Origin of the sequence: Serratia montpellierensis, from assembly GCF_020858655.1 — a bacterium.
Lineage (GTDB): Bacteria > Pseudomonadota > Gammaproteobacteria > Enterobacterales > Enterobacteriaceae > Serratia > Serratia montpellierensis.
Genome location: NZ_VOSN01000005.1, coordinates 670,905 through 695,044, shown reverse-complemented (window position 1 = coordinate 695,044; position 24,140 = coordinate 670,905). Strand labels below are relative to the sequence as shown.

The 24,140-nt window shown below is 61.6% G+C and carries 20 protein-coding genes and 1 other RNA gene; 9 read left to right on the top strand and 12 right to left on the bottom strand.

The window, feature by feature from the left end:
• The first annotated feature begins 71 nt into the window (after positions 1-71).
• The 3 genes from FUU19_RS08715 to pnuC all read left to right on the top strand — a co-directional run bounded on the left by FUU19_RS08715 (position 72) and on the right by pnuC (position 2,327).
• Positions 72-196, top strand: a non-coding RNA gene (locus FUU19_RS08715) — RtT sRNA.
• 323 nt (positions 197-519) lie between these two features.
• Complete coding sequence (gene nadA, locus FUU19_RS08710) at positions 520-1,581, top strand: quinolinate synthase NadA (protein ID WP_141970363.1); 1,062 nt, start codon at positions 520-522, stop codon at positions 1,579-1,581.
• A 20-nt stretch (positions 1,582-1,601) separates the two neighbouring features.
• Positions 1,602-2,327, top strand: coding sequence for a nicotinamide riboside transporter PnuC (gene pnuC / locus FUU19_RS08705; RefSeq protein ID WP_089180632.1), 726 nt, complete (start codon positions 1,602-1,604; stop codon positions 2,325-2,327).
• Positions 2,328-2,362: 35 nt separating this feature from the next.
• Here the strand turns inward: pnuC and zitB are convergent, their stop codons facing one another.
• From zitB to FUU19_RS08690, 3 genes are read right to left on the bottom strand one after another with little or no spacing between them, the layout of a single operon-like run.
• Positions 2,363-3,325, bottom strand: a complete 963-nt coding sequence (gene zitB / locus FUU19_RS08700) for a CDF family zinc transporter ZitB (protein ID WP_230490124.1) — start codon at positions 3,323-3,325, stop codon at positions 2,363-2,365.
• On the bottom strand, positions 3,325-6,525 hold the full coding sequence (locus FUU19_RS08695; protein WP_230507109.1) for an ATP-binding protein: 3,201 nt from the start codon (positions 6,523-6,525) through the stop codon (positions 3,325-3,327). Before FUU19_RS08695 ends, zitB begins: the two co-directional genes overlap by 1 nt.
• Positions 6,522-7,127 (bottom strand): response regulator, encoded by a 606-nt coding sequence (locus FUU19_RS08690; RefSeq protein WP_141970357.1) that lies wholly within the window; start codon positions 7,125-7,127, stop codon positions 6,522-6,524. The genes FUU19_RS08695 and FUU19_RS08690 overlap by 4 nt, the downstream gene beginning before the upstream one ends.
• 212 nt (positions 7,128-7,339) lie before the next feature.
• On the opposite strand from FUU19_RS08690, the gene aroG reads away from it, so the two are divergent.
• The 3 genes from aroG (at position 7,340) to FUU19_RS08675 (ending at position 10,895) form a co-directional block, all read left to right on the top strand.
• Complete coding sequence (aroG, locus tag FUU19_RS08685) at positions 7,340-8,392, top strand: 3-deoxy-7-phosphoheptulonate synthase AroG (protein WP_141970355.1); 1,053 nt, start codon at positions 7,340-7,342, stop codon at positions 8,390-8,392.
• A gap of 270 nt (positions 8,393-8,662) precedes the next feature.
• Positions 8,663-9,853 (top strand): YjgN family protein, encoded by a 1,191-nt coding sequence (locus tag FUU19_RS08680; protein WP_230490126.1) that lies wholly within the window; start codon positions 8,663-8,665, stop codon positions 9,851-9,853.
• Positions 9,854-9,860: 7 nt separating this feature from the next.
• The gene (locus tag FUU19_RS08675; protein ID WP_230490127.1) at positions 9,861-10,895 is read left to right on the top strand and encodes a M48 family metallopeptidase; all 1,035 of its coding nucleotides are present in this window, start codon (positions 9,861-9,863) and stop codon (positions 10,893-10,895) included.
• 49 nt (positions 10,896-10,944) lie between these two features.
• On the opposite strand, the gene gpmA is transcribed toward FUU19_RS08675, so the two are convergent.
• From gpmA to modE, 9 genes are all read right to left on the bottom strand, one after another.
• Complete coding sequence (gpmA, locus tag FUU19_RS08670; RefSeq protein ID WP_004939834.1) at positions 10,945-11,697, bottom strand: 2,3-diphosphoglycerate-dependent phosphoglycerate mutase; 753 nt, start codon at positions 11,695-11,697, stop codon at positions 10,945-10,947.
• Positions 11,698-11,912: 215 nt separating this feature from the next.
• Positions 11,913-12,260 carry a PsiF family protein gene (locus tag FUU19_RS08665; RefSeq protein ID WP_230490128.1) on the bottom strand — a complete coding sequence of 116 codons (348 nt, stop codon included), beginning with the start codon at positions 12,258-12,260 and terminating at the stop codon, positions 11,913-11,915.
• Between the two features lie 197 nt (positions 12,261-12,457).
• Positions 12,458-13,501, bottom strand: a complete 1,044-nt coding sequence (gene galM, locus FUU19_RS08660) for a galactose-1-epimerase (protein WP_202669091.1) — start codon at positions 13,499-13,501, stop codon at positions 12,458-12,460.
• On the bottom strand, positions 13,495-14,646 hold the full coding sequence (gene galK / locus FUU19_RS08655; RefSeq protein WP_202669092.1) for a galactokinase: 1,152 nt from the start codon (positions 14,644-14,646) through the stop codon (positions 13,495-13,497). Before galK ends, galM begins: the two co-directional genes overlap by 7 nt.
• Positions 14,643-15,695: a galactose-1-phosphate uridylyltransferase gene (gene galT / locus FUU19_RS08650; protein ID WP_230490129.1), complete on the bottom strand. Its 1,053-nt coding sequence runs from the start codon at positions 15,693-15,695 to the stop codon at positions 14,643-14,645. The genes galK and galT overlap by 4 nt, the downstream gene beginning before the upstream one ends.
• 285 nt (positions 15,696-15,980) lie before the next feature.
• Positions 15,981-16,802, bottom strand: coding sequence for a CPBP family intramembrane glutamic endopeptidase (locus tag FUU19_RS08645; protein WP_141970343.1), 822 nt, complete (start codon positions 16,800-16,802; stop codon positions 15,981-15,983).
• A gap of 167 nt (positions 16,803-16,969) precedes the next feature.
• The gene (locus FUU19_RS08640; RefSeq protein ID WP_060432608.1) at positions 16,970-17,542 is read right to left on the bottom strand and encodes a cysteine hydrolase family protein; all 573 of its coding nucleotides are present in this window, start codon (positions 17,540-17,542) and stop codon (positions 16,970-16,972) included.
• Between the two features lie 95 nt (positions 17,543-17,637).
• Positions 17,638-19,125: a molybdate ABC transporter ATP-binding protein ModF gene (gene modF / locus FUU19_RS08635; RefSeq protein WP_230490130.1), complete on the bottom strand. Its 1,488-nt coding sequence runs from the start codon at positions 19,123-19,125 to the stop codon at positions 17,638-17,640.
• Between the two features lie 90 nt (positions 19,126-19,215).
• Positions 19,216-20,007 carry a molybdenum-dependent transcriptional regulator gene (gene modE, locus FUU19_RS08630; protein WP_141970338.1) on the bottom strand — a complete coding sequence of 264 codons (792 nt, stop codon included), beginning with the start codon at positions 20,005-20,007 and terminating at the stop codon, positions 19,216-19,218.
• 189 nt (positions 20,008-20,196) lie between these two features.
• Between modE and FUU19_RS08625 the strand changes: the two genes are divergently transcribed.
• From FUU19_RS08625 to FUU19_RS08615, 3 genes are read left to right on the top strand one after another with little or no spacing between them, the layout of a single operon-like run.
• Positions 20,197-22,365 (top strand): TonB-dependent siderophore receptor, encoded by a 2,169-nt coding sequence (locus tag FUU19_RS08625; RefSeq protein WP_230507108.1) that lies wholly within the window; start codon positions 20,197-20,199, stop codon positions 22,363-22,365.
• Positions 22,366-22,369: 4 nt separating this feature from the next.
• A complete protein-coding gene (locus FUU19_RS08620) occupies positions 22,370-23,365 on the top strand; it encodes an ABC transporter substrate-binding protein (protein ID WP_230490132.1) in 996 nt (331 codons plus the stop codon).
• Between the two features lies 1 nt (position 23,366).
• Entirely contained in the window at positions 23,367-24,140 is a 774-nt protein-coding gene (locus FUU19_RS08615; protein WP_230490133.1) for a class I SAM-dependent methyltransferase, read from the top strand.

The following is a 24,140-nucleotide window of genomic DNA, read 5'->3' as shown; positions in this document are numbered from 1 at the left end:
AGAAAAAAGCGCCTTTTGGCGCTTTTTTCGTTTTTGTAACATCCAAACCTGACCTCATCTTCTCGCTAACATAGTTCACCGAGTCGTGCGGGTGAGATCCTGCGTTCAGGTTCGAGCATCACGCAGCGATACGACAACGCGCAGCGTTGCCCGCAGGGTGAGGCCACAGGCCGAATCAATCCTGCACGACCCACCCATTCAGAAAAAAGCGCCTTTTGGCGCTTTTTTCGCATCTGCGTCATCGCAATCTAAATCCGCTGCTTTCTCGTTTCAATACCACACCGATCGTCATCCCGCTCTTTTCTGAACGGCTATACGTTCTCGCCAGGCTGTTAATTCGCTGTGAACTGCGCGGTAACGCCTGTTTTTTTAATTCATTAAACAATAGGTGCGCAAATATGAAAATATCAGCGGACTTTTCGCGCAGTTTTAGGTATTTTGTTTAGTATATAAAACGAAGGGCGTTGCGGCAGGCGATATTCACGCGGCAGGCGCCCAGCCTAGCATGAGATTGCAGCGATGAGTGAAATGTTTGATGTCAATGCGGCGGTGTATCCCTTCCCGCCTAAACCGGTACCGCTGGACGTAGCCGAAAAAGCCTTTTATCGCGAGAAGATCAAAACCCTGCTCAAGCAGCGCAATGCGGTGATGGTCGCCCACTATTATACCGATCCGGAAATTCAGGCGCTGGCGGAAGAAACCGGCGGCTGCGTGGCGGATTCGCTGGAAATGGCGCGCTTCGGCAGCGCTCATCCGGCTTCTACACTGTTGGTGGCCGGCGTGCGTTTCATGGGGGAAACCGCCAAAATCCTCAGCCCGGAAAAGCAGGTGCTGATGCCGACGCTGTTTGCCGAATGTTCGCTGGATCTAGGCTGCCCGGAAGAGGAGTTTCAGGCGTTTTGCGACAGCCATCCCGATCGTACCGTGGTGGTCTATGCGAACACCTCGGCGGCGGTTAAAGCGCGCGCCGACTGGGTAGTCACTTCCAGCATCGCCGTTGAGCTGATCGAACACCTGGACAGCCTGGGCGAGAAGATCATTTGGGCGCCGGATCGCCATCTCGGCAGCTACGTGCAAAAGCAGACCGGTGCCGACGTGCTGTGCTGGCAAGGCGCCTGCATTGTGCATGACGAGTTCAAGACCCAGGCGCTGCGGCGTATGAAGGCGCTTTATCCGCAGGCGGCGATCCTGGTACATCCCGAATCGCCTCAGGCGGTGGTCGAGCTGGCGGATGCGGTGGGGTCTACCAGCCAACTGATTCAGGCGGCGAAAACATTGCCGCATCAACAGCTGATTGTCGCCACCGATCGCGGTATCTTTTACAAGATGCAGCAGGCCTGCCCGGACAAGGAGTTGTTCGAAGCACCGACCGCCGGAGAAGGGGCGACCTGCCGCAGCTGCGCGCATTGCCCGTGGATGGCGATGAATGGCCTGAAGGCAATTGCCGAAGGGCTGGAGCAAGGGGGCGCGCAGCATGAGATCCACGTGGACGCCGCGCTGCGTGAGAAGGCACTGGTGCCGCTGAATCGCATGCTGGATTTCGCCGCTCAGCTTAAGATGCAGGTTAAAGGCAACGCTTAACCGTTTAAAAGGATGACCTCATGAGCTTCTTCAGTACCAGCAATATTCTGGTGCACATTCCGCTGGGCGCAGGCGGTTACGATCTGTCGTGGATCGAAGCTATCGGCACATTGTTCGGGTTGCTGTGCATCTGGTATGCCAGCAAGGAAAAAATCATCAACTACCTGTTCGGCCTGATCAACGTCACGCTGTTCGCGGTGATTTTCTTCCAGATCCAGCTGTACGCCAGCCTGCTGCTGCAGCTGTTCTTCTTCGGTGCCAACATTTACGGTTGGTATGCCTGGAGCCGCCAGACCCAGGATAATCAGGCTGAGCTGCAGATCCGCTGGCTGCCGCTGCCGAAAGCGTTGGCCTGGGCGGCGGTCTGCGTCATCGGCATCGGCCTGATGACCTTTAACATCGACCGCGTGTTCGCCTGGCTGACGCAGGTTGCGGTGGCGGTGATGCAAGGGCTGGGGCTGAACGTGCAGATGCCTGAGCTGCAGCCGGACGCGTTCCCGTTTTGGGATTCGGCGATGATGGTGCTCTCCATCGTGGCGATGATCCTGATGACGCGCAAATACGTGGAAAACTGGCTGCTGTGGGTGGTTATCGATGTCATCAGCGTGGCGATCTTCGCCTACCAAGGGGTGTACGCGATGGCGCTGGAGTACGTCATTCTGACGCTGATCGCCCTCAACGGCTCCTGGCTGTGGATTAAGAGCGCCGGGCGCAACCGTTCCAATCCGCTCTCTTCCACACCGTAACAACGCAGAGGGCGCCGTGGTGGCGCCCTCTTGGCTTAGTGACGATGTCCCAGATGGGAATGCGCTTCGGCATGTGAGTGTTCACTCGGCTCCGGCGCCCGGTTGATACCGCAGTCCGGCGTCTCGCAGTGCTGGTACTCCATCTGAATGGTCACGTGGCCAATCTTGTAGTGTTCCAACAGATAAGCCTGAATGCGTTGCAACAGCCCATCGTGGTCATGCGGCGGGATCACCTGCGCATGCAGCGTCATCAGCTTCTGGTCGCCGATCTGCCAGACGTGTACGTGGTGGATGTTGCGCACTTCCGGGATATTCAGGCACAGGTCTTTTTGCAGCTTGGCGATGTCGATCTCCTGCGGCGTGCCTTCCAACAGTTCGTGGAAACTCTCCTTCAGCAGTCGCCAGGCGCTGCGCAGCACCAGACAGGAGACCAGTACCGACAGGATCGGGTCAATCGGCGTCCAGCCGGTGGCAAGAATGACGATGGCGGCGACGATGGCGCCCACCGAACCGAGCAGATCGCCCAGAACATGCAACGCGGCGGCGCGCACGTTGATATTTTTCTCTTCGCTGCCGCGATGCAGCAACCAGAAGGCGAACAGGTTCGCCAGCAGCCCCGCTATGGCGATGATCAGCATCGGGGCACCCATCACCGGCTGTGGTTCGAAGAAACGCCGTATCGCCTCCCACAGGATGAATACCACGATCACCAGCAGCGCCGCGGCGTTGAGGAAGGCCGCCAGGGTAGTGAGACGCAGATAGCCGAAGGTATGGCGCGCGTTGGGCTTGCGCTGGGAGAAATGTACCGCCATCAGCGCCACCAGCAGCGCGGCGGCATCGGTCAGCATGTGGCCGGCATCGGCCAACAGCGCCAGCGAGCCGGACAACAGGCCGCCGACCACCTCGGCCACCATAAAGACCGCGGTGACTAAAAAAGCGGTCAGTAGGCGTTTACTATTACTGTCTTTCGGCAAGTGTACGTGTGGAGTGTCCGACATTATTCATCCTTATGCATAGCGAAAGAGGGGGCGGCGGTGAGCAGAGCGTCCAGCTCCGGCACTATCTGCGCCACTAACGCCTTTAATTTAGTATAAGCGGCGGCGGCAAGCTCACCCCGACGTGCGGTATCCACCAGCTGCTGGCACAGCTGCGCAGCTTCCGGCAGCTGCAGCATCAGCAGACTGCCCTTGATGCGGTGCGCCGCCTGCTCCAGCTGTGGCCAGTCGCTCGCGGCGACGGCATCCGCGAGTCGCTGCCGGTCTTGCCGCAGCGTATCGCCGAGCGTCTGCGCCAGCCGCTGCAGCATGGCGCGATCGCCACCTGCCATTTCGGCCAGCGTTTGTCGCAGGTCAGTAAGGACTGACTTTTCTTCCTGAGCCTGCGGTTGCTGAGCCAATACCTGGCCGATCGCCGCCAGTGAAATCGGTTTGGTCAGGAAGTGGTCGATCGCCACCAGCCCTGGCGGGATGCGGGTAAACTCCTGCACGTCTGCCGAGCAGAGCACGATGCGGCAAGGCGGGCGCCGCAGCCGCTGTTCGTCGCGGCGGATCAGCCTGGCCAGCGTCAGGCCGTCCGGACGCGGCATGTTATAGTCAATAAACAGCAGATCGAACGGCTGCCGGCGCTGGGCCTTCAGCAGCGCATAGCCTTGCTCGAAGCGGGCGGGCTGCAGCCCGAAGTGGCGCAACTGGCGTTCCAGCAGCAACAAATTGGTGGGGTGATCGTCGATCAGCGCGGTACGCAAGGCGGAAGACGGCAGAGCAAAGGTATGCTCCTCCGGGGTGACAGCCGGCGCGGTACCGCTCAGCTCGACCGGTACCGTGACCTCGACGCGGGTGCCGACGCCCGGCTGCGACCGCAGCTCGATGCGGCCGCCCATTTGTTCGACGATCTCTTTGCAGATAGACAGCCCTAAACCGGTGCCCTGCACCGAGATGCGTTGCGCGCCGCGCGCGCGGTAAAACGGTTGGAACAGCTTGTCTATTTCATCGGCGGCGATGCCGCAGCCGCTGTCGTTCACCGTCAGATGCAATTCTCTCTGTCGATCATTCTGCGCGTGCCAGCCGACCTCGACCTGAATGGCGCCGCGCGGCGTGAACTTTATCGCGTTGTTTATCAAGTTGTTAGTTACCTGAAGTAAACGCTCACCATCAATAATCACCCCCTCCGGCAGCGCCGGATCCGCCAGCACGCTCAGCGTCAACGGCCGCTCGCCGATCAGCGGCCGGTAAAGGGCGTCGATGCGCGCTACCCAGGGGCGCAGCGCCACCGGTTTCGGCGCCAGCGTCAGCGAACCGGTTTCCAGCCTGGCGTGATCCTGCAGGTCGTTGAGCAGGTTGAGCAGCGAAGAGGCCGAGCTGTATATCACCGGCAGCCCTTCCGGCGCAGGTTGGCGTTTAAGCTCCAGCTCCAGCAGGCCGAGGATGGCGTGCATCGGCGTGCGTAATTCGTGGCTGACGGTGGCGAGGAATTTACTCTTCATGCGGTTTTCCGCCTCGGCGCGACGGCGCGCGTGCTCGAGCTCTTCGCGTTCGCGTTTTTCACGGCGCTGCAGCATGAAACGGCGCAGCGTCAACGCCAGCAGCAGCACGGTGGCGGCGGCCAGCAGCGCCAGCAGCCAGGTGGTCTGCGGCGGCATGCGGTTGTCGTTTACCGCGTCGATCAGATTGCTGCGATCGACGATCCACTCGTCGCGCAGCGATTGTAGGGTGTCCGCCGGGATCTGCATCAGGTTCTTATCGAGGATGGCCAACAGAAGAGGTTGATCGCGGCGCACGCCGAAGGCCACCGGGTAGGGGATGTTGTTGGCGGCAAAGGCCAGCTTGATGGCGCCGGAATAGCGCGACAGCGCCAAAAAGTTGGCGGAGATAACGTTATCCACCAGCGCATCCAACTGGCCGTTGGCCAGCGCATCATACATCGACTTGCTGTCGGCGAAGCTGATGGTTGGTTCCCGTTCCGGCACCAGCCCCTGCGCCAAATCGCCCTGCAACACGCCGATGCGCTTACCGGCCAAATCGCTCCAGGTCGAGATGCCGTTGGCGTATTGGCCGACGTAAACGCCCCACAGCGAACGGTGGATCGGCATGCTGGCGCCGTAGCGCGCCTTGACGCCGCGCGCCAGCGGCAGGGCGGCGCGGAAGCTGGCCTGGCCGGACTGCACCAACTCATCGGCCTGCTCGGCGTTGCGCGCCCACAGCGGCGCGAAACGCAGCCCGGTGTTTTGCGCGATGATGTTGAGAATGTCGATGGCGTAGCCACGCGGCTGGCCGTCGGAACCGCGGTAGGCGAACGGGAAGTTGTTCTCGATGGCGGCGTAGTAAACCACGCGGTGGCTCGCCACCCAGTTTTTCTCCATCGTCGTCAGATCGGCATTGCCGGTGTCGAGGTAGCTGGGGATTTTTTTGCTCCAGCGGCTCTGCAGGGCGTTCATCAGTTCCATCGGCGCGTCGGCGATGGCGGTGTCCAGCGTGTCTATCAGTCGCGGGTCGGCGGCGGCGAACACAAAGGAGAGGTTGCCCAGGTTCTCGTTGCTTTCAATCTGATAGAGCTGGCCGAGCTGCAGCTGATCGATGATAAAACTGGCGCTGGCCTCGTCGGCGATAAAGTAGTCGCTGCTGCCGTTGAGCAGCGAGTAGACCGCCTGCAGGTTGTTGTCGTAGCGCTGGATCTGCGATGCCACCGCCTGCAGGGCGCCGCCGGATTGCATGTCGGTCAGCGCGCCGATCGCGACGCGGGCGTTGGCGGAATTGAGCATCACCGGCCGATCGTTGCTGCGATCGCGCAATACGCGCAGGTTGCTGACGTAGTAAGGCTGAGAGATCTCCAGCCCGTGCAGCGCTTCGCTCTGCGGGATGCCGTACAGCAGATCGACCTTACCGTCGTGCAGCGCCTGCTCCAGCTGCGTCAGGTCGGCGAAGCCGTAAATGGCAAAGCGGATGCCGGTCACCTGCTGAATGTAGCCGAGGTAATCGGCGTTCAGTCCGTATAGATCGTCGTCCACGATGATGTTGTATGGGCTGGTGTTCTCACTGATGATGCCGATGCGCAGCGTTCGGTCGCGCCAGGGGTTTTTCTCGCCGACAATCAGCATGTTATCGGGGGTATTCAGATTGCTGACCAGCTGATAGCGCACCGGCTCTGCCGCCTGCGCCAGACCGCACCACAGCAGCAGCAGCAGCAGGGCGCGGCGCATCATGGCGCCAGCTCTTTAAACACCGCCACCAGCTCCAGCAGGTTGCCGGCACCGGTCTTGCGCTGGATGTTTTTCTTGTGCGTGCTGACGGTCTTGTTGCTGATGTGCAGCCGATCGGCGATCTGCAGGTTGGACAGGCCCTGGCTCAGCAAGCCCAGCACTTCGAGTTCCTTGGGGGTGAGCAGCCCGCCTTCCGCCATCGGCGCCTCTTCGGCCAGCGCGGCGGCGGGGAAGCTGGTTTCCCCGTCCAGCACCTGCTCGATCGCCTGCACCAGCTGCGCCAGCGAGCTGCCTTTATTGACGAAACCGTTGGCGCCGGCGGCGTGCGCCATGCGTGCATAGACATCGGCCTCCTGCGCGGTGTAGATCAGGATCGGTTGTTGCGGGTAGCGGCGGCGGATTTTTTTCAACAGCTGCAGCCCGTCGACCTGCGGCAGGCCGATATCCAGGATCACCAGGCCGAAAGCGGCCTCGGCCAGCAGGGCCAGCGCCTGAACGTCGTCGTGCGCCGCCTGCAGGCGGTAGGGACGGGATGATTTCATTAGCGCCGCTTCCAGTGCGACATGAACCACCGGGTGGTCATCAACTAATAACAGAGAGGGCATGTTCAACTCGGGTCGCTTTATATTCCGATCGCTAGCATAGCGAAAAAGGAGGCTCTGCGCTCCCCTGATGAAACAGCACAATCTGCTGTTAATTTGGCGGTTCCAGCGGAGGGGGGCAAAGGTGATTTACAGCGCCATTCCCACAGGCTAGATTGTTGGGATCTACACCGTTACGCACTGCGAAATACCCCTCGATACCGAATGGAAAAGCTATGAATTACCAAAACGACGATTTACGCATTAATGATATTAAGGAACTCCTGCCGCCGGTGGCTTTGCTGGAGAAATTCCCGGCCACTGAACGCGCAGCAAAGACGGTGTCCCAGGCCCGCAGCGCAATTCACAATATCCTCCGCGGCAGTGACGATCGCCTGCTGGTGGTGATTGGCCCTTGCTCTATTCACGATACCCAAGCCGCCAAAGAGTATGCAGGGCGCCTGCTGGCGCTGCGTGAAGAACTGAGCGGCGAGCTGGAAGTGGTGATGCGCGTGTACTTCGAAAAACCGCGCACCACCGTGGGCTGGAAAGGCCTGATCAACGATCCGCAAATGGACAACAGCTTCAACATCAACGACGGCCTGCGCCTGGCGCGCAAGCTGCTGGTGGAGATTAACGACAGCGGCCTGCCGGCCGCCGGCGAATTCCTCGACATGATCACGCCGCAGTACCTGGCGGATCTGATGAGCTGGGGCGCCATCGGCGCGCGCACCACGGAATCGCAGGTGCACCGCGAGCTGGCTTCCGGCCTTTCTTGCCCGGTCGGCTTCAAGAACGGCACCGACGGCACCATCAAGGTGGCGATCGACGCCATCAACGCCGCCGGCGCGCCGCACTGCTTCCTGTCGGTGACCAAATGGGGCCACTCGGCGATTGTTAACACCAGCGGCAACGGCGACTGCCACATTATCCTGCGCGGCGGCAAAGAGCCGAACTACAGCGCGGCGCACGTGAAGGACGTCAAAGCCGGTCTGAGCAAAGCCGGGCTGCCGGCGCAGGTGATGATCGACTTCAGCCATGCCAACAGCAGCAAACAGTTCAAAAAGCAGATGGACGTGAGCGCCGATGTTTGCGGGCAAATTGGCGGCGGTGAAAAAGCGATTATCGGTGTGATGATCGAAAGCCACCTGGTGGAAGGCAACCAGAACCTCGAAAGCGGCGAACCGCTGGTTTACGGCAAGAGCGTGACCGACGGCTGCATCGGCTGGCAGGACACCGAAACCGTGCTGCGCGATCTGGCGGCGGCGGTGAAAGCGCGCCGCGGTTAATCGCGAAAATGACAAGGGCTCGGCAGCGGGCCCTTGTTTTATCCTTGTCATTGCATTTCTCTATCTCCATCTTCCGTTAATATAAGGCTTACAATTAATAGGCCAATGAAATCATTAAGCGACCTCCTTCGCATTATTCCTATTTAATAAAAGAATAATTGTCACTGCTCATGGCATTGTGCTTATATAAGACGCTTTTTTATTCCACAAACCCCGCATGAAAAATAAGTGGGGAGTGGTATGACCTATTCCTTTCAGGACGAAAGAATTATGACAAGCAATACCTCGCAGCCGCTGGGGCTGCACCGGATTAAATTCCATGGGAAAGGTGGCGAGTACTTCGCTATTTGGTTAGTCAATGCATTATTGACCATTGTGACCCTGGGCATCTATTCCGCCTGGGCGACGGTGCGTCGGCGTCGTTATTTTTACGGCAACACGGAATTGGACGGCGATCGTTTCGATTACCATGCGCAGCCGCTGCAAATTCTGAAAGGGCGTCTGTTGGTGATCGGTGGCATCATCGTGTTTTATATCCTGCTGGCGGTGGCGCCACTGCTGGGGCTGCTGGCCTTACTGGCGTTGCTTGCCCTGCTGCCATGGGTGGTGATTCGCAGCTGGCGCTACAATGCGATTATGTCGAGCTATCGCGGCGTGCGTTTTAATTATGTTTGCCGCACCGGGCGTGCTTATTGGGCGCTACTGTTCTGCCCGCTATTACTGATTATTGGGCTTTATGTCGGCTTAATCATTTTGCTCAGTATTGGCAGCGGTTTTGACAGTATCAACGCCATCGGCCTGATTCTGGTGCTGACGCTGCTGTTGGCCGTGCCGGCATTCGCCGCCGTCAACGGTATTATTAGCGCGCTGCAGCACGATCTGTACGTTAATAATCTGTTCTTCGGCCGTACGCCGTTTATTGCCGAGCTGAAAAAGTCGGCCTTTATCAAATTTGCCTTGATCGGCCTGCTCATTTTCCTGCCGTTTATGTTGGCGGCGCTGGTATGTATGGGGTCGTTCATACTGTCGCTGTACCAAATGGTATTGATGGGCATACTGACGGATGAAACCGCCGACTTGCTGGTGTTGGAGAATATTGGCAGCCTGCTGCTGATGATGGTGGTGTTGCTGGTTGGCGCGTTGATCGCCGGCAGCTACCAGATCGTCGCCCAACGCAACTATCTGTATAACCAGGCGACGCTGAACGGCAACATCAAACTGCGTTCTTCCATGCAAACCCTGCCGTATATGGGGCTGTTGATCACCAATACCCTGATCACGCTGTTCTCGCTCGGCTTTGCTGCGCCGGTGGCGGAAGTGCGTCACGCCCGTTATCTGGCGGAGTGCACGGCGGTTGAAGGCGATCTGGCATTGCTGGACATCGCGTCGCATCAGGAAACCGCCAACAGCGCGGTGGCTGAAGAAGCGGTGCAGGCGCTGGATCTGGGCGGCAGCTTCTGAGGCGCCGATGATCCTTGAGGGCGCCTATCAGTTGCCGGGGCGGGCCGCACGTGAGGCGGCCCGTCTGCTGGTGAACGAAAGCGGCGAGGGCGTGACGCTGCAGCGGCAGGATGAGCAACGTTACATCCCCTTGGCTGACATCACCGTCTCTGCGGCGCTGGGCAATATTCCGCTGACGCTGACCTTCAAGGACGGTGCGCGCTTTGTGCCGGACGACGACGCGGCGTTTCGCCGCTGGTTCTATCAGCGCCGTTCGCCGGGCTGGGTGCATCGCCTGGAACGCCACAAACGCGGCGTGGCTCTGGCGCTGTTGATGACGCTGCTGGCGGTCGTGGCCTACGTTTACGTTGTGCTGCCGTGGGCGAGTAGCGAGATCGCCATGCACATCCCTACCTCGGTGGAACAGACGCTGGGCGAACACACGCAGACGTTTTTGAGCCAGAGCGGCTTCAAGCCTTCTGCACTCCCGGCCGAGCGGCAGCAGGCATTGCAGCAGCTGTTCCGGCAGGTGATGCCGGCCGAGATGCGCCAGGAGCGCACGCCGCTGTCGTTGAAGCTGATGGCGGTGCCCGGTGCGCCGAACGCCTTTATGTTGCCGGACGGTACGCTGGTGCTCAGCGATAGTCTGGTCGCCTTGTCGAAAAACGACGAGGGGCTGGCGGCGGTGATGCTGCATGAGATGGGGCATCACGCTCATCGCCACCCGATGCGTATGCTGGTGCGTTCGTCGCTGGTGGCCTTGACGCTGATGTGGATGACCGGCGACGTCAGCGGCATCGGCGACACGCTGCTGCAGTCCGCGTCCTTCGTGAATGAGATGCAGTTTTCCCGCGGGATGGAGCGCGAGGCGGATGCGTTCGCCATCGCTCAGATGCAGCGCCAGGGGCGTTCGCTGGCGGAAATGGCGGCGATCTACCGCGCGTTGGCACAGGCGCCTGAACGAGAACAGGCCGATGACTGGGCGTTGCCGGCCTGGCTCAGCACCCATCCGGCGATGCAGGAACGGCTGGAGGCGGTGAACGAGGCGATGGCGCAGCAGTAATAAAAAAGCCCCCGGCGAAAACCGGGGGCTTTTTCGTTAACGGGCGAAATTACTTCGCTTTACCCTGGTTCGCTACGGCCGCCGCTTTTGCTGCGATCTCGTCAGCGTTACCCAGGTAGTAACGTTTGGTTGGCTTGAAGTTCTCGTCGAACTCATACACCAACGGCACGCCGGTTGGGATGTTCAGCTCGAGGATTTCGTCTTCGCTCAGGTTATCCAGGTATTTCACCAGCGCGCGCAGCGAGTTGCCGTGCGCCGCAACGATCACGCGCTCGCCGCTCTTGATGCGTGGCAGGATCTCTTCGTCCCAGTAAGGGATAACGCGATCGATGGTCAGCGCCAGGCTTTCGGTCAGCGGCAGCTCTTGCTCGGTCAGCGAGGCGTAGCGCGGATCGTGGCCAGGGTAGCGTTCGTCTTCTTTGGTCAGCTCAGGTGGGGTCACCGCGAAGCCGCGACGCCATTGTTTCACCTGCTCGTCGCCGTATTTTTCAGCGGTTTCCGCTTTGTTCAGACCCTGCAGCGCGCCGTAATGACGTTCGTTCAGCTTCCAGGATTTTTCGGTCGGCAACCAGGCCTGATCCAGCTCGTCGAGGATGTTCCACAGGGTGTGGATCGCGCGCTTCAGTACGGAGGTGTAAGCGAAGTCGAAAGTGAAACCTTCTTCTTTCAACAGCTTGCCTGCGGCTTTCGCTTCGGTACGGCCCTTGTCGGACAGATCAACATCATACCAACCGGTGAAGCGGTTTTCTTGGTTCCACTGGCTTTCGCCGTGACGCACCAGAACCAGCTTAGTTACAGCCATAGCTTAACTCCTTAATAATCTGACATTTCAATGATAACGAAAATCATTATATTGCCGCGGGCCGGGGCTCGGCAATCGATAGTGTCTAACCATAGCCAATTTCTTGCCGCAAAGTAAGGGCTGGTGAAAGGAAAAAGCTGAATCGTTCAGGCTGGCGCTGCGAGGGGGAAACGGCGCGCCGAAATCGCGTCGGACGCGCCGTGGCGTGGGGGAAATCAGGTCGATTTTTTCAGACAGCTGCTCATGAAGGTTTTACGCGCGTCGCCCTTCAGATTCTTGGTCTTGGCGTCGGCGTTGCAGGTTTTCATTTTCTGCTGCTGCGGCGTCAGGGTTTTGCCCGTCGCGGCGGCGCCTTCAGATTTCAGGCAGGTGCTCATAAAGGTGGAGCGATCCGCGCCTTTCAGCGACTTGGTGGATGCCTGTTGGTTGCAATCGGTCATGCGTTTCTGTTGGGCCGCCTGCGCCGGCGAAGGCGTTTTTGTCGCCGTCGTCGCGTCGGCCGCCATCAGATTGGTGCTCAGCATTAAGCCCGCCAGCAATGGAAGTGCAGTAATCAGACGCATAGGTGTTCCTTCAGCTATTGATTGGCCGCCATCGGCCGAAAATTGTGACGTTGCACAAGGCGTTGTGCTTATCACGGTAGCCTGAGTGTAGTGCGCGCTTTGGAATAAGGAAAGGTGGGCGCCGGCGGGGGATTAGCGCTAAAAGGTAAGCATTTATAACAAATCGCCCCCGGCCGCGCGGCGAGGGGCGTGGCGGGTCAGATAGGATAAAACTGATAATGCGTGGCGCTGCGGTAGCGGCTCCCCGGCTGCAGCCAACAGTCCGGCTGCGGCCACTCGGGATGGTGCGGGCTGTCCGGCAAAAACTCGCTCTCCAGCGCCACACCGGCGTGGTTGGCATAGCTGCCCCCGTCGCGCGCCGGCGTGCCGGCCAGATAATTGCCGCTGTAGAGTTGCAGTGCGGGCGCATCGGTGAACACGCTCATCTGCACGTGCCCGTCGGCGGACCATAAATGGGCCGCCGGGCACTCCAGCGCGCCGCAGGTGCGGTGCAGCAGAAAAGCGTGATCGTAGCCTTTTACCCGCTGCTGGTCGCGGTCGCGCAGAAAATCCTGCAGCAGCGTTTTCGGCTGGCGAAAATCCATGCCGCTGCCGTCCACCGGCGTCAGCCCGGTACAGGGAATGCCCTCGGCGTCAACGGGCAGATAGCGATCGGCGAACAGCTGCAGCCGCTGGGCGCGGGCATCGGTGCCTGCGCCGTCCAGATTGAAATAGGCGTGGTTGGTCAGGTTGACCGGGCAGGGGCGATCGACCTGGGCCAGATAGCTGATTTCCACGCGATTGTCGGGGGTCAGGCGGTAGCAGACCTGCACGTCGAGATTCCCCGGGAAACCCTGATCGCCCTCTGCTGAATGCAACGCATAGCAGACCTGATGTGCATCATGCTGTACCCGGCGCCAGCGGCGGGCATGGAAACCGTCGGGGCCGCCGTGCAGCTGGTGGGCGCCCTGATTGGCGGCCAGCGCATGGGGTTTCCCGTCGATGGGCAGACTGGCGTTGGCGATGCGGTTGGCGTAACGGCCGACGGTGGCGCCCAGATAGGCGCCCTGACGTTGGTAGTCCGCCGGGCTGCGGCAGCCGAGCAGCAGCTCGCGCCTTTCGCCGGATTTGAGCGGCAAGACGGCGGACAGCCAGGTGGCGCCCCAGTCCATCAGAGTGACGGTCATGCCGCCGGCGTTTTGCAGCTGCGTCAGTTGATAAGGTTGCCCATCGGGGGCCGCTGCCGTGGTTGCCGTCAGCATGTACCGGCCCCTTGCGAAGCTTGGCAGACATAAAACGTTTCCCGCAATCCGTCGGTTTGCCGTGGATACTCGTGCGCCACGGCGGCACGCACCGTCTCCACGAGATCCTGCGGCATCAGCGCGACGATGCAGCCGCCAAAGCCGCCGCCGGTCATGCGCACGCCGCCGCGTGGGCCGATCGTCGCTTTGACAATCTCGACCAGCTTATCGATCGGCGGCACGGTGATTTCGAAGTCATCGCGCATCGAGGCGTGGGATTCCGCCATCAGTCGGCCCATGCGTTGCAGATCGCCGGCCGCCAGCGCGTCGGCCGCCGCCAGCGTGCGGGCGTTCTCGCTGATAACATGGCGCGCGCGTTTGGCCACTAACGGATCGAGCTGATGTTGACGGGCTTCAAACTGTTCGGCGCTGACGTCACGCAGCGCCTTGACGCCGAAGAACCGCGCCGCCTCTTCGCACTGTTTGCGTCGGGTGTTGTACTCGCTGTCCACCAGCCCGCGTTGCACATTGGAGTTGATGATCACCACCGCGACGCTATCCGGCATCGGCACCGCACGGGTTTCCAGCGAGCGGCAGTCGATCAGCAGAGCGCTGTCGCGCCGGCCGAGCGCGGAGATCAGCTGATCCATGATGCCGCAATTGCAGCCGACGAATTGGTTCTCCGCCTCCTGGCCGTTCAGCGCCAGCGCCACGCCGTCCAGCGGCAGCTGATAGAGCGCCTGCAGCGCCTGGCCCACCGCCACTTCCAGTGCGGCGGAGGAACTGAGCCCCGCCCCTTGCGGCACATTACCGGCGATCACCAGATCCGCGCCGCCGAAGTCGGCGTTGCGGCGCTGAAGGTGCTTCACCACGCCGCGCACATAGTCGGACCAGCGCTGATCGGGATGGTTGACGATCGGATCGTCGAGCGAGAATTGATCCTGCTGATTCTGATAATCGGCGGCGAGTACACGGATCTGGCGGTCGTCGCGTTTGGCGCAGGCGATAACGGTTTGATAATCGATGGCGCAGGGCAGAACGAAGCCGTCGTTGTAATCGGTATGCTCGCCGATCAGGTTCACCCGCCCCGGCGCCTGGATGGTCAACGCCGGCGCGTAGCCGAAGTGCTCGGTAAACAGAGAATGGGTAAGCGGTTTCAGGCTCATGCTTGGGCTCCGGCTTCACGGTAATGAATATCGCTGACGGCGCGCAGACGCTCTGCGGCCTGTTCGGCGGTCAGGTCGCGCTGGGTTTCCGCCAGCATCTCGTAACCGACCATAAATTTGCGCACGCTGGCTGAACGCAGCAGCGGCGGGTAGAAATGGGCGTGCAGCTGCCAGTGTCGATTGTCGGCACCGTTGAACGGCGCACCGTGCCATCCCATCGAATAGGGGAAGGAGCACAGGAACAGGTTGTCGTAGCGGCTGGTCAGCTTCTTCAGCGCCAGCGCCAGATCTTGGCTTTGTGCCGCGCTGAGATCGGTAATGCGCTGCACCGCCGCTTTCGGCAGCAGCAGCGTTTCAAACGGCCAGGCGGCCCAGTAGGGCACCACCGCCAGCCAGTGTTCGGTGTTCACCACGACGCGTTCGCCGGCGGCCAGCTCGCGCCGCGCATAGTCCAGCAGCAGCGGGGAGGCGTGTTCCCGGAAATAGTCGTGCTGCAGGCGATCTTCGCGCTCGGCCTCGTTCGGCAAAAAACTGTTGGCCCAGACCTGCCCGTGCGGGTGCGGGTTGGAGCAGCCCATCGCCGCACCTTTGTTTTCGAACAGCTGCACCCAGGGGTACTGCCTGCCCAGCTCATCGGTTTGCGCCTGCCAGGCGGCGACCACCTGCTCCAGCGCCGGCAGCGGCAATTCGGGCAGGGTCTTGCTGTGATCGGGAGAGAAGCAGATCACCCGGCTGACGCCGCGCGCGCTCTGACTGCGCATCAGCGGATCCTGGCTGTCGGGTGCCGGCGGCGTATCGCTCATCAGCGCGGCGAAATCGTTGGTGAAAACGTAGGTGCCGTGATAATCCGGATTGCGATCGCCGGTGACGCGCGCGTTGCCCGGGCACAGGAAACAGTCGGGATCGTGCGCCGGCAGCGTTTCCGTGGGGATGGCCTCTTGTTGGCCCTGCCAGGGGCGCTTGGCGCGGTGCGGTGAGACCAGCACCCACTGGCCGCTCAGCGGGTTGTAGCGGCGGTGTGGGTGGTCGATAGGGTTAAATTCCGTCATACGGTTCCTTTCTTGACGTCGACGAAGGTGTAATCGCTTCCAATTACCGCCTTGATACGCCCGTCACTGGACAGGGAGAGGTCATTGCGCAAAAAGATAGCATGCCCGCGGCGATAAAAAGGTGATCTAACGCGAAAAATGGAATCGTTTACACTTCATTGAAAAGCGACGAATGGCCGGAGATGAGCCGGTGGCTACGTGATTGAGGGGATTGCGGTGAGCTGCCGGTGATAGCGTTTTCACCTGGCCAACCGGCAGAGAGGGGCTCTCTGCCGGCGTCAGCCGTCAGGGGTGCTGATACAGCGGGTAGGTGAAGAACAGCAGATGGGTCAGGTTAAGCCCGAAATGGAACAGAATCGGCACCCACAGGCGGCCGCTCCACATCCATGCCAGGCCGTAGATCACGCCGGCCAGCGTCGCGAAGATCACCATCAGCATGCCACCGGCCAAATGCGCGGCGCCGAACACCAGGGCGGCGACGATCAGCGCCGGCCAGGCCCCCAGCCATTGGCTGAGGCGCTGTTGCAGGTAGCCGCGAAACAGCGCTTCTTCGGCCATGCAGACGAAGAACAGGTTCGCCATCACGAATGGCAGCATCCAGGCGGGCGCATGCAGTTCGATTTTTAAACCGCCCAGCGCCACGGCCAGCAGCAGCAGCGCCGGTACGCTGATGATCAATGCGATCCAGGAACCCGAGGCGACGCTTTTTTCCGCTTTATCGGTTCTGAACAGCGTGGGCAAGCAGGCGAACAGCAGGAAGGGCACCATCGCCTTGTCGAAATTGTAATACATGGTGAACGGCGCGCTGAGCGGGCCGGCTTTCTCGCCGTCGATCATCAGCTGGTTGTGGATGCCCGGCACCAGATGCAAGAACAGCGCGATGCAGCCGGCGACCACCAACCCTTCGAACGCGATCGCCAGATTACGCTGCGCGCGAAAATGGTGACGCAGCCCGGCCAACGCTACGATCGCCAGCAGATAACTCAGGCTGAGCGGCGTCAGTACCCCATGATACAGCCCCATGCCTGCCGAGGCAGCCAGGATCACCCAGGCTATCAGCCGATTAAACGGCAAGAAAAATAACGAAGCAGCCAGTACGCCCCACATAATATGTCCCTTTAAAATATGTACACGGCGCTCAGCGCCTTTGCGGCGTGCGATGATGGCGAAATTGAGCGCTAAAGCGGATAGTAGCACACCCAAATGACGCTAAAGGTCGGGGCAGTGACGGATTTGTGCATGATGCCGGCCCACACGACCGGCGACAACGCGGGTCAGCCTTTCATCCAGGCCTGCGAACGGGTGATTTCGGCCAGATTTTGCAAGGTATCGAGGCTTTGTTGGTGGATTTCCTGCGTGGGGGCCGCGCACAGGTCGTGCAGCACGGTCACCTGAAAGCCGGCGTCGTGCGCCTGACGCGCGGTGCTCTCGATGGCGAGCGGCGTGCTGACGCCCGCCAGCAGCAGATGATGGCACCGATGCTGCCGCAGCCAGGCTAACAAATTGTTACCGGAGAAGGCGCTGACCGCCGTTTTTTCAAACAGCAGATCGCTCTCTTCCTGATGCAGGTCGGGCATCCAGCGGCAGCCCGGGCTGTTAAGCCGCAGCGCGCCTATCTGTTTCAAATGGTTGAACAGCGGCGAGTGGGGCGGGATGTCATGATAATCGTCGGCGAATCCCACCCGCACCCAAATCACCGGGATTTTTCGCACCCGGGCGTAGGCCGCGGCGGCATTGACGTTGGCGAGCAGGTGGGTCGCCAGCACCTGTTCGCGGCAGTGGTTGGCGCGCCCTTTGGGCCCGATCAGATCCTCGATCAGGTCGATGATAATCAACGCAGCGGACATGGCGTCTCCAGAAAATGGCCTTCTTTCTTTCTATGATAAAAGGCCAAATGTGATGTGCTGCGGTGAAGTGTTGCCGGATATGTTTACGCCGCGCTTCAGGCGGAGGCCGCCTCCAGCCGTTGCTGTTGGTAGCCGTAGCCGCCCTCGCCGTCGGGCACGAAGCTGAGGCGGTGAGTGATGCACCGCGGCGCGTCTTCGGCATGGTGTGAGACGAACAGCAGCTGGGTGGCGCCCTGGCCAATCAGCACGTCGATGAAGCGACGCACCAGCTGGCGATTGAGTGGATCCAGCCCTTGCAGCGGCTCGTCGAGGATCAGCAGCGCCGGGTGTTTCACCAGCGCGCGGGCGATCAGCGCCAGCCGCTGTTGGCCCCAGGAAAGGCTGTGGAACGGAGCGTCGCCGCGCGCGCCGTCGAGCCCGAGCAGCGCCAGCCATTGTTCGGTCAGCTGCCGCTGACGATCCGAGACCGCCTGATAAATACCGATCGAATCGAAGAACCCCGACAGCACCACGTTGCGCACGCTGGTGTTGACGCGATAATCCAGATGCAGGCTGCTGCTGACGTAGCCGATATGGCGCTTGATCTCCCAGATGGTTTCCCCGCTGCCGCGGCGGCGGCCGAACAGCGTCAGATCGTTGCTGTAGCCCTGCGGATGATCGCCGGTGATCAAACTCAGCAGCGTGGACTTGCCGGCGCCGTTCGGGCCGACGATCTGCCAATGTTCACCGGGGTTAACCTGCCAGTCGAGATGATTGAGGATCGGTCGATCGTTATAGCTGACTACGCCGTCGCGCAGGACGATCAGCGGCCGATCCGCCGGCAGGGTCACCTTTTGCGTCGGATCCTCGGTCTCCGGCAGCGCCAGCCCGCTGAGGTTTTCGCTGTGCGCCAGCTGCGCCACCAGCGCGTCTGCCATCACCTGGCGGCGCGGCCCGCGGCTGGTCAGGGTGCAGTCCGCCAGCACGCCCACTTGCCGGACAAAATCCGGTATTTCGTCGAACCGGTTGAGCACCAGCACCACGGTTTGGCCCTGGGCGGAAAGTTCGCTCAGCAACGCGGCGAGCTGCGCGCGCGAGTGAACGTCCAGCCCGTCGAAGGGTTCGTCGAGGATCAGCAGGTCAGGCTCGGGCATCAGCGCCCGGCACAGCAGGGTTTTACGCGTTTCGCCGGTGGAGAGGTACTTGAAGCGGCGCGTCAGCAGGGCGGTGATGCCGAACTGCGCGGCCAGCCGCTCACAGCGCGCGGCGTCTTTCACCTCTTCCTGAATGATTTCCGCCGCGGTGCGGCCGGTGTCGTCCTCGTCCGCGCTGAGCAGATCGGTGTTGTTGCGTTGCCACTCGTCGCTGACCATTTTTTGCAGCTGTTCGAAGGAGATGCGCACCGCGTGCTGAAAATCGCTGCGCCGTTCGCCGCTCAGCAGAACCAGTTCGTCGGCCAGCGCACGCGCCAGGGCGGATTTGCCGCTGCCGTTGGCGCCGACGAAGGCCCAACTGTCGCCGGCCTGGATTTCCAGCGCGTCCAGCGTCAGGGTACGGGTATCGCTTAAGCGGAATGAACCTTGCGAAATGTGCAACGACGACATCACCTGTTCCTTTTTTTGCAATTATTTGCCTTAGAAATAGGCGCATTGCACGGTGATGTCAATCAGCAAAAACGCAACGTTACGTTGCGCTTAACACAACGTGGCGACAATCACGTGGTCGGCGTTGAACAGGGCGTGTACGGCGGCGCCGACGCTCAGCTGCAGGCGCTGCAGCTCCGCCGTCGTCAGGGTGGCGCACAGGGTTTCGCCCCCCGCCAGCGTCACCAGCACCTCGCTGTGTTCGGCCCCCGGCTGAATGCCGGCTACCACGCCTGCCAGCGCGTTATCCGCACCGGCATGCTCCGCCGTCTCGACGCTTAACCGCACCCAGGGCGCCTTGATCAGCGCCAGCACCTCTTTGCCCGGCGTCAGCTGCAACCGGTCGGCACTTTGTTGGGTGATGGCCGCCGTCAGGCGAGTGGTGCCGTCGTTCAACAAAATCGCCAGGTGCTGCTGCACCTGCTGATGATCGCGTTCGATCACGGTGCCGAAGAACTGATTGCGCGCGCTGGTTTGCAGCGAGAAGCGCGAGATGGCCGCCAGCAGGCTGTCGAGCGGCAGATCGTCCTGCTGCAACACGTCGAAAGCTTTTTGCTGTACCTGGCCCAGCAGGTCATAAAGCTGGATCAGCCGTTGGCCATAGTGCGTCAGCTGCGCGCCGCCGCCGCCTTTACCGCCGGTGGCGCGTTCCACCACCGTTTGTTCCGCCAGCTGGTTCATCTCATTGATGGCGTCCCAGGCGCTTTTGTAGCTGATGCCCGCCAGTTTGGCCCCCTGACTGATGGAGCCGGTGTGCTGCACCTGTTTCAGCAGCGCGATGCGGCGCGGATCGGCGAACAGCTTTTGCTGGAGTTTGAGAGTCAGAAGAATTTCGGCCTGCATTGCGCACATCCTGTCGGCAGCAAAAATCTTATTGTCGCCGATTTGGCGGCAAAGCGCCAAACGCCGTGCGTGGGAGAGCGGGGCAATAAAGACTGGCATTGCAATATTGTAATAATATAACATAACAGAAAACGATAAAGCTTTATTCCGGCTGCGGCCGATTTTTATTTCACCACAGGGATGCTCCACATGAGTACGACACGCCGGCGCCTTCGCGCGCCCAGTAAATCTTTATGCCTCGCCGCCGCCTGGGTCGGCGGTGCACTGGCGGCGCCGCTGGCTTTCGCCGCCGACTGCGATAAAGCCCGCAATGCCACGGGATGTGAAGAACATCTCACCGTGGAGGCGGCGGCGGCAGCCCCCACCGGGCGTTACGATGCGTTGAACGCCGTGAGCCGCAGCGCGTCACAGCTCGGGCTGAGCGCTCGGGAGACGCCGCGCAGCGTCGATATCATCAGCGCGCGGGCGATCCAACAGCGGGGCGATCGCTCGCTGGCCACCGCCGTCGAGCACGCCACCGGTCTGTCCGGCGTCGCTTCGCCAACGTTGTCCAACAACTTTTCCGCACGCGGTTTTCGGCCGATCGCCTGGCTGTATAACGGCGTAGAGATGCCCGGCAGCACGCTGCAACTGGGCGATCCGTCGCATTACGACAGCATCGAGGTACTGCGCGGGCCGGGATCGGCCTTGAACGGCCTGAGCGCCGCGGGCGGCAGCGTCAACCTGATCTCGCGGCGGCCGACCTTCAGCCGCCAGCCGGTTGAGCTTGATTATGGCTTCGGCAGCTACCGCAGCCAGCGTCTGCATCTGGGGGCCGGCGGCGCGCTGGTGGACGATGCGGTGGCGTACCGGTTGGACGTCAGCGGCAACGACAGCGGCAGCAACGTGCAGTATGAACGCGATCGGCAGAAGCGGGTTTCCGGCTCGCTGCTGTTTAAATTGACGGACGAAGCGTTGCTGACGCTGAGCCTGGACCGCATGCTCAACCGCACCAACAACCCTTACTACGGCACGCCGCTGCTGGACGGGCGCATTGCCGGCGAGCTGCGTGACATCAATTACAACAACCTGACCGACAGCCGCATCCAGAGCAACGCCACCGCATTTCAGGCCAGTCTGGACTGGTTTATGACGCCCGAAGTGGAGTGGCATAACCAATTCTATTACTACAGCGGCTTTCGCGAATGGCGCAACGTCGAGCGTTTCCGCGTCGCGGCGGCGGCCCGGCCCGGCGACGTCAACCGCGACTCCTTTGGCGCCCTGGCGCACGACGACGATCTGATCGGCAACCGCAGTTCGCTGGTGTTCGATCGGGCCATCGCCGGTTTCGATAACCGGTTGCTGGTCGGCTTCGATCTGAGTAAGCGGCATTTTCAGTACTACTCGAACGGTTTCCCTGGCTCCGAAGACGTACCGCTCGGCGCGCCGCCCAGAGAGCCGTTCGCTCAGGGCACCGCCAGCCAGCGTGCGCCGGTGCGCCACGTCACCCAGAATCAGTACGCCGCCTTTCTTGAAGACCGCTTCAGCCTGACCGAGCGTTTAGCGTTGCTGGGCCAGCTGCGCTACAACCATATGAACATGGACTGGCGCTTCCAGGGGCCGCAGGAAGAGAGCCGCGCCCACACTTATGTTTTCAGCACCTGGAGCCTGGGCCCCAGCTATGCATTGACCGATAACCTCACGCTCTACGCCAACTACACCACCGGTCAGGAGCCGGGCAACGATCTGTTCTTCCTCAGCCCAACGCAGACCGATCTGCCGCTGACGCGAGCGCGCCAGTGGGAGGCCGGCGTCAAAGGGCAGTTCTGGGGGAACAAGGGCGAGGCGACGCTGGCGCTGTACGAACTGCGCAAGGACAACCTGTTTGTGCCCGACGCGCAGCGGCCGGATGCGTTGAACGCGGTAGGCAGGCAGACGTCGCGTGGCATCGAGCTTGGCGTGGTGCTGCGTCCCGACGATCGTTGGGAGCTGGCCGGCAATGCCGCCTACACGCATGCCCGCTACGACGACTATCGCGGCGGCAGCCCGCTGCGCAGCTACAACGGCAATCGCCCGGCCTATATCCCGGACTGGACCGCCAACCTCAGCGTGCATTATCAGGCGACGGCGCGCCTGGGGCTGGCTTCTTCGCTGCGCTACGTCGGCAGCAGCTACAACGACGACGCCAACCGGCGCAAGATGCGCGCGTACACCACGCTCGATCTGGCGGCAGACTATCAGCTGACGCCGATCGTCGATGTCGGTTTTCGCATTCGCAACGCCACCAACCAGCTGTACGCCTATCAGCGCACCTACCCGGATCAGGCGCTGATCGCGCCGCCGCGCAGCTATGAAACCTTCGTGTCGGTCAGGTTCTGACGGCGTGAAACGATCGCTTTATCCGTTGTTGTGCGCCCTGGGATTGGGCGGGGGCGTGCCGCTGCCGGTCGATGCCGTCAGCCTGCAAAATTGCGGGGTAACGCGCGATTACCCGCAGCCGCCGCAGCGGGTGCTGGTTTACGCCAATCCGGCGCTGGAAAACCTGCTGGCGCTGGGGCTGGCTGGCCGTGCGATCGCCGTGGTCGGGTATGACCGCACGCGCGATCCCGCGCCGACGGCGCCGGCCGATGCGCTGCGGGCGCCCGCCAGCCCGGCGCCGCCCACGGCGGAAGCGTTGCTGCTGATGCAGCCGGATTTTGTCTATTCGGCCAGCTATTACTGGCTGCACAGCCCGGAAACGCCCGATCGGGCGCGGCTGGCGGAATGGGGCATCGGCACTTACCTCTCCCCCGGCGCCTGCAGCGGCCAGCAAAGCGCGATCGCCGCCGCGCTGACGTTTGAAGACATCTTCTCCGAGCTGCGGGAGCTGGCGCGCATTTTCAACGTCAGCCGTGCCGGTGAAGCGCCGATCGCGCGGCTGCGCGGGCAACTGCAGGCGTTTGAGGCGCAGCGCGCGCCGCTGCCGCATTTGCGTCTGCTGTGGTGGTATGCCGGCACGCAGACGCCCTACGTGGCCGGCTGCTGCGGCGCACCAGGTTTGCTGAGCCGCAGCATCGGCAGCGAGAACCTGTTCGGCGATCGGCCCGAGCTGTGGCCGACGGTATCCTGGGAGGTTATCGCCGCCCGCGATCCGGATGCGATCGTGCTTGGCGATCTGCCGCGCGGCGGCTTCGGCGACAGCGCAGCGGACAAGATCGCCTTTCTGGAGCATCACCCGCTGACCGCGACGCTGCGCGCCGTGCGTCAGCGGCGCTACGTGATCCTCCCCGGTTACGACATGGACCCTTCCGCCCGCACCGTGGCGGCGCTGGGCCGTTTGATTCGGGGCCTGGCGGCCTTGCCGCCGCAGGCTACGACTTTTTCCAACAAGGAACCTTGATATGACAGCCGTTTCATTATCTTCATCTTCTTCGCTCTCTTCACTGCTGGATGCCTGGGATCGCCAGCAGGCGGCCTACATCGCCGAGCGGGAAGCGCGTTTTAACGCCCAGCTGGAGGTGCTGGCGCTGGCCGCCGGCCAGGATTTTCACGTGGTGGATCTGGCCTGTGGCCCGGGATCGCTGAGCCTGCGCATTTTGCAGCGCTTTCCGCAGGCCAGGGTGACCGCCATCGATCTCGATCCGCTGCTGCTGGCGGTGGCGCGCGGTGCGCTGGCGGCATACGGCGATCGGATCCGCATTCTGCAGGCCGATCTGGCGGATCCGGCCTGTTTTGCCGCATTGTCCGGCCCCGCGCCGCAGGCGGCGGTGTCCAGCACGGCGCTGCACTGGCTGATGCCGGAGCAGCAGCTGGCGCTGTACCGCAACGTCGCCGAGCTGCTGGCCGACGGCGGCGTATTCCTCAATGCCGATCATCAGCGCTATGACCACCGTCAGCCACGGCTGAAGGCGTTGGCCGAGCGGCACGATGAGCAGACCCAGCAACGCGCCTGGGACAACGGCGTCGAGGATTGGGATCGCTGGTTCGCGAACGCACTGCAATCGCCGGCATTGGCCGCTTATCAGGCCGAGCGTGACGCGCTGTTCGCCGGCCGCCCGGTGCCGCCGCCGACGCCGGTGGATTTCCAGCTCGCGGCGCTTAGACAAGCCGGTTTCAGCGAGGTGGGGACGGTGTGGCAGCTGTTGGACGACTATGTGATCGCAGGCTGGAAATAA

Bases quoted from the DNA above. Each gene is read 5' to 3' on its own strand.
- FUU19_RS08615 (WP_230490133.1), top strand. From the start codon at position 23,367: ATGACAGCCGTTTCATTATCTTCATCTTCTTCGCTCTCTTCACTGCTG.
- galM (WP_202669091.1), bottom strand. From the start codon at position 13,501: ATGCTGACGGCAACCACGGCAGCGGCCCCCGATGGGCAACCTTATCAA.
- FUU19_RS08645 (WP_141970343.1), bottom strand. From the start codon at position 16,802: ATGTGGGGCGTACTGGCTGCTTCGTTATTTTTCTTGCCGTTTAATCGG.
- FUU19_RS08665 (WP_230490128.1), bottom strand. From the start codon at position 12,260: ATGCGTCTGATTACTGCACTTCCATTGCTGGCGGGCTTAATGCTGAGC.
- FUU19_RS08640 (WP_060432608.1), bottom strand. From the start codon at position 17,542: ATGTCCGCTGCGTTGATTATCATCGACCTGATCGAGGATCTGATCGGG.
- nadA (WP_141970363.1), top strand. From the start codon at position 520: ATGAGTGAAATGTTTGATGTCAATGCGGCGGTGTATCCCTTCCCGCCT.
- gpmA (WP_004939834.1), bottom strand. From the start codon at position 11,697: ATGGCTGTAACTAAGCTGGTTCTGGTGCGTCACGGCGAAAGCCAGTGG.
- FUU19_RS08695 (WP_230507109.1), bottom strand. From the start codon at position 6,525: ATGATGCGCCGCGCCCTGCTGCTGCTGCTGCTGTGGTGCGGTCTGGCG.
- FUU19_RS08625 (WP_230507108.1), top strand. From the start codon at position 20,197: ATGAGTACGACACGCCGGCGCCTTCGCGCGCCCAGTAAATCTTTATGC.
- aroG (WP_141970355.1), top strand. From the start codon at position 7,340: ATGAATTACCAAAACGACGATTTACGCATTAATGATATTAAGGAACTC.
- galT (WP_230490129.1), bottom strand. From the start codon at position 15,695: ATGACGGAATTTAACCCTATCGACCACCCACACCGCCGCTACAACCCG.
- galK (WP_202669092.1), bottom strand. From the start codon at position 14,646: ATGAGCCTGAAACCGCTTACCCATTCTCTGTTTACCGAGCACTTCGGC.
- zitB (WP_230490124.1), bottom strand. From the start codon at position 3,325: ATGTCGGACACTCCACACGTACACTTGCCGAAAGACAGTAATAGTAAA.
- pnuC (WP_089180632.1), top strand. From the start codon at position 1,602: ATGAGCTTCTTCAGTACCAGCAATATTCTGGTGCACATTCCGCTGGGC.
- FUU19_RS08680 (WP_230490126.1), top strand. From the start codon at position 8,663: ATGACAAGCAATACCTCGCAGCCGCTGGGGCTGCACCGGATTAAATTC.
- modE (WP_141970338.1), bottom strand. From the start codon at position 20,007: ATGCAGGCCGAAATTCTTCTGACTCTCAAACTCCAGCAAAAGCTGTTC.
- FUU19_RS08690 (WP_141970357.1), bottom strand. From the start codon at position 7,127: ATGCCCTCTCTGTTATTAGTTGATGACCACCCGGTGGTTCATGTCGCA.
- modF (WP_230490130.1), bottom strand. From the start codon at position 19,125: ATGTCGTCGTTGCACATTTCGCAAGGTTCATTCCGCTTAAGCGATACC.
- FUU19_RS08675 (WP_230490127.1), top strand. From the start codon at position 9,861: ATGATCCTTGAGGGCGCCTATCAGTTGCCGGGGCGGGCCGCACGTGAG.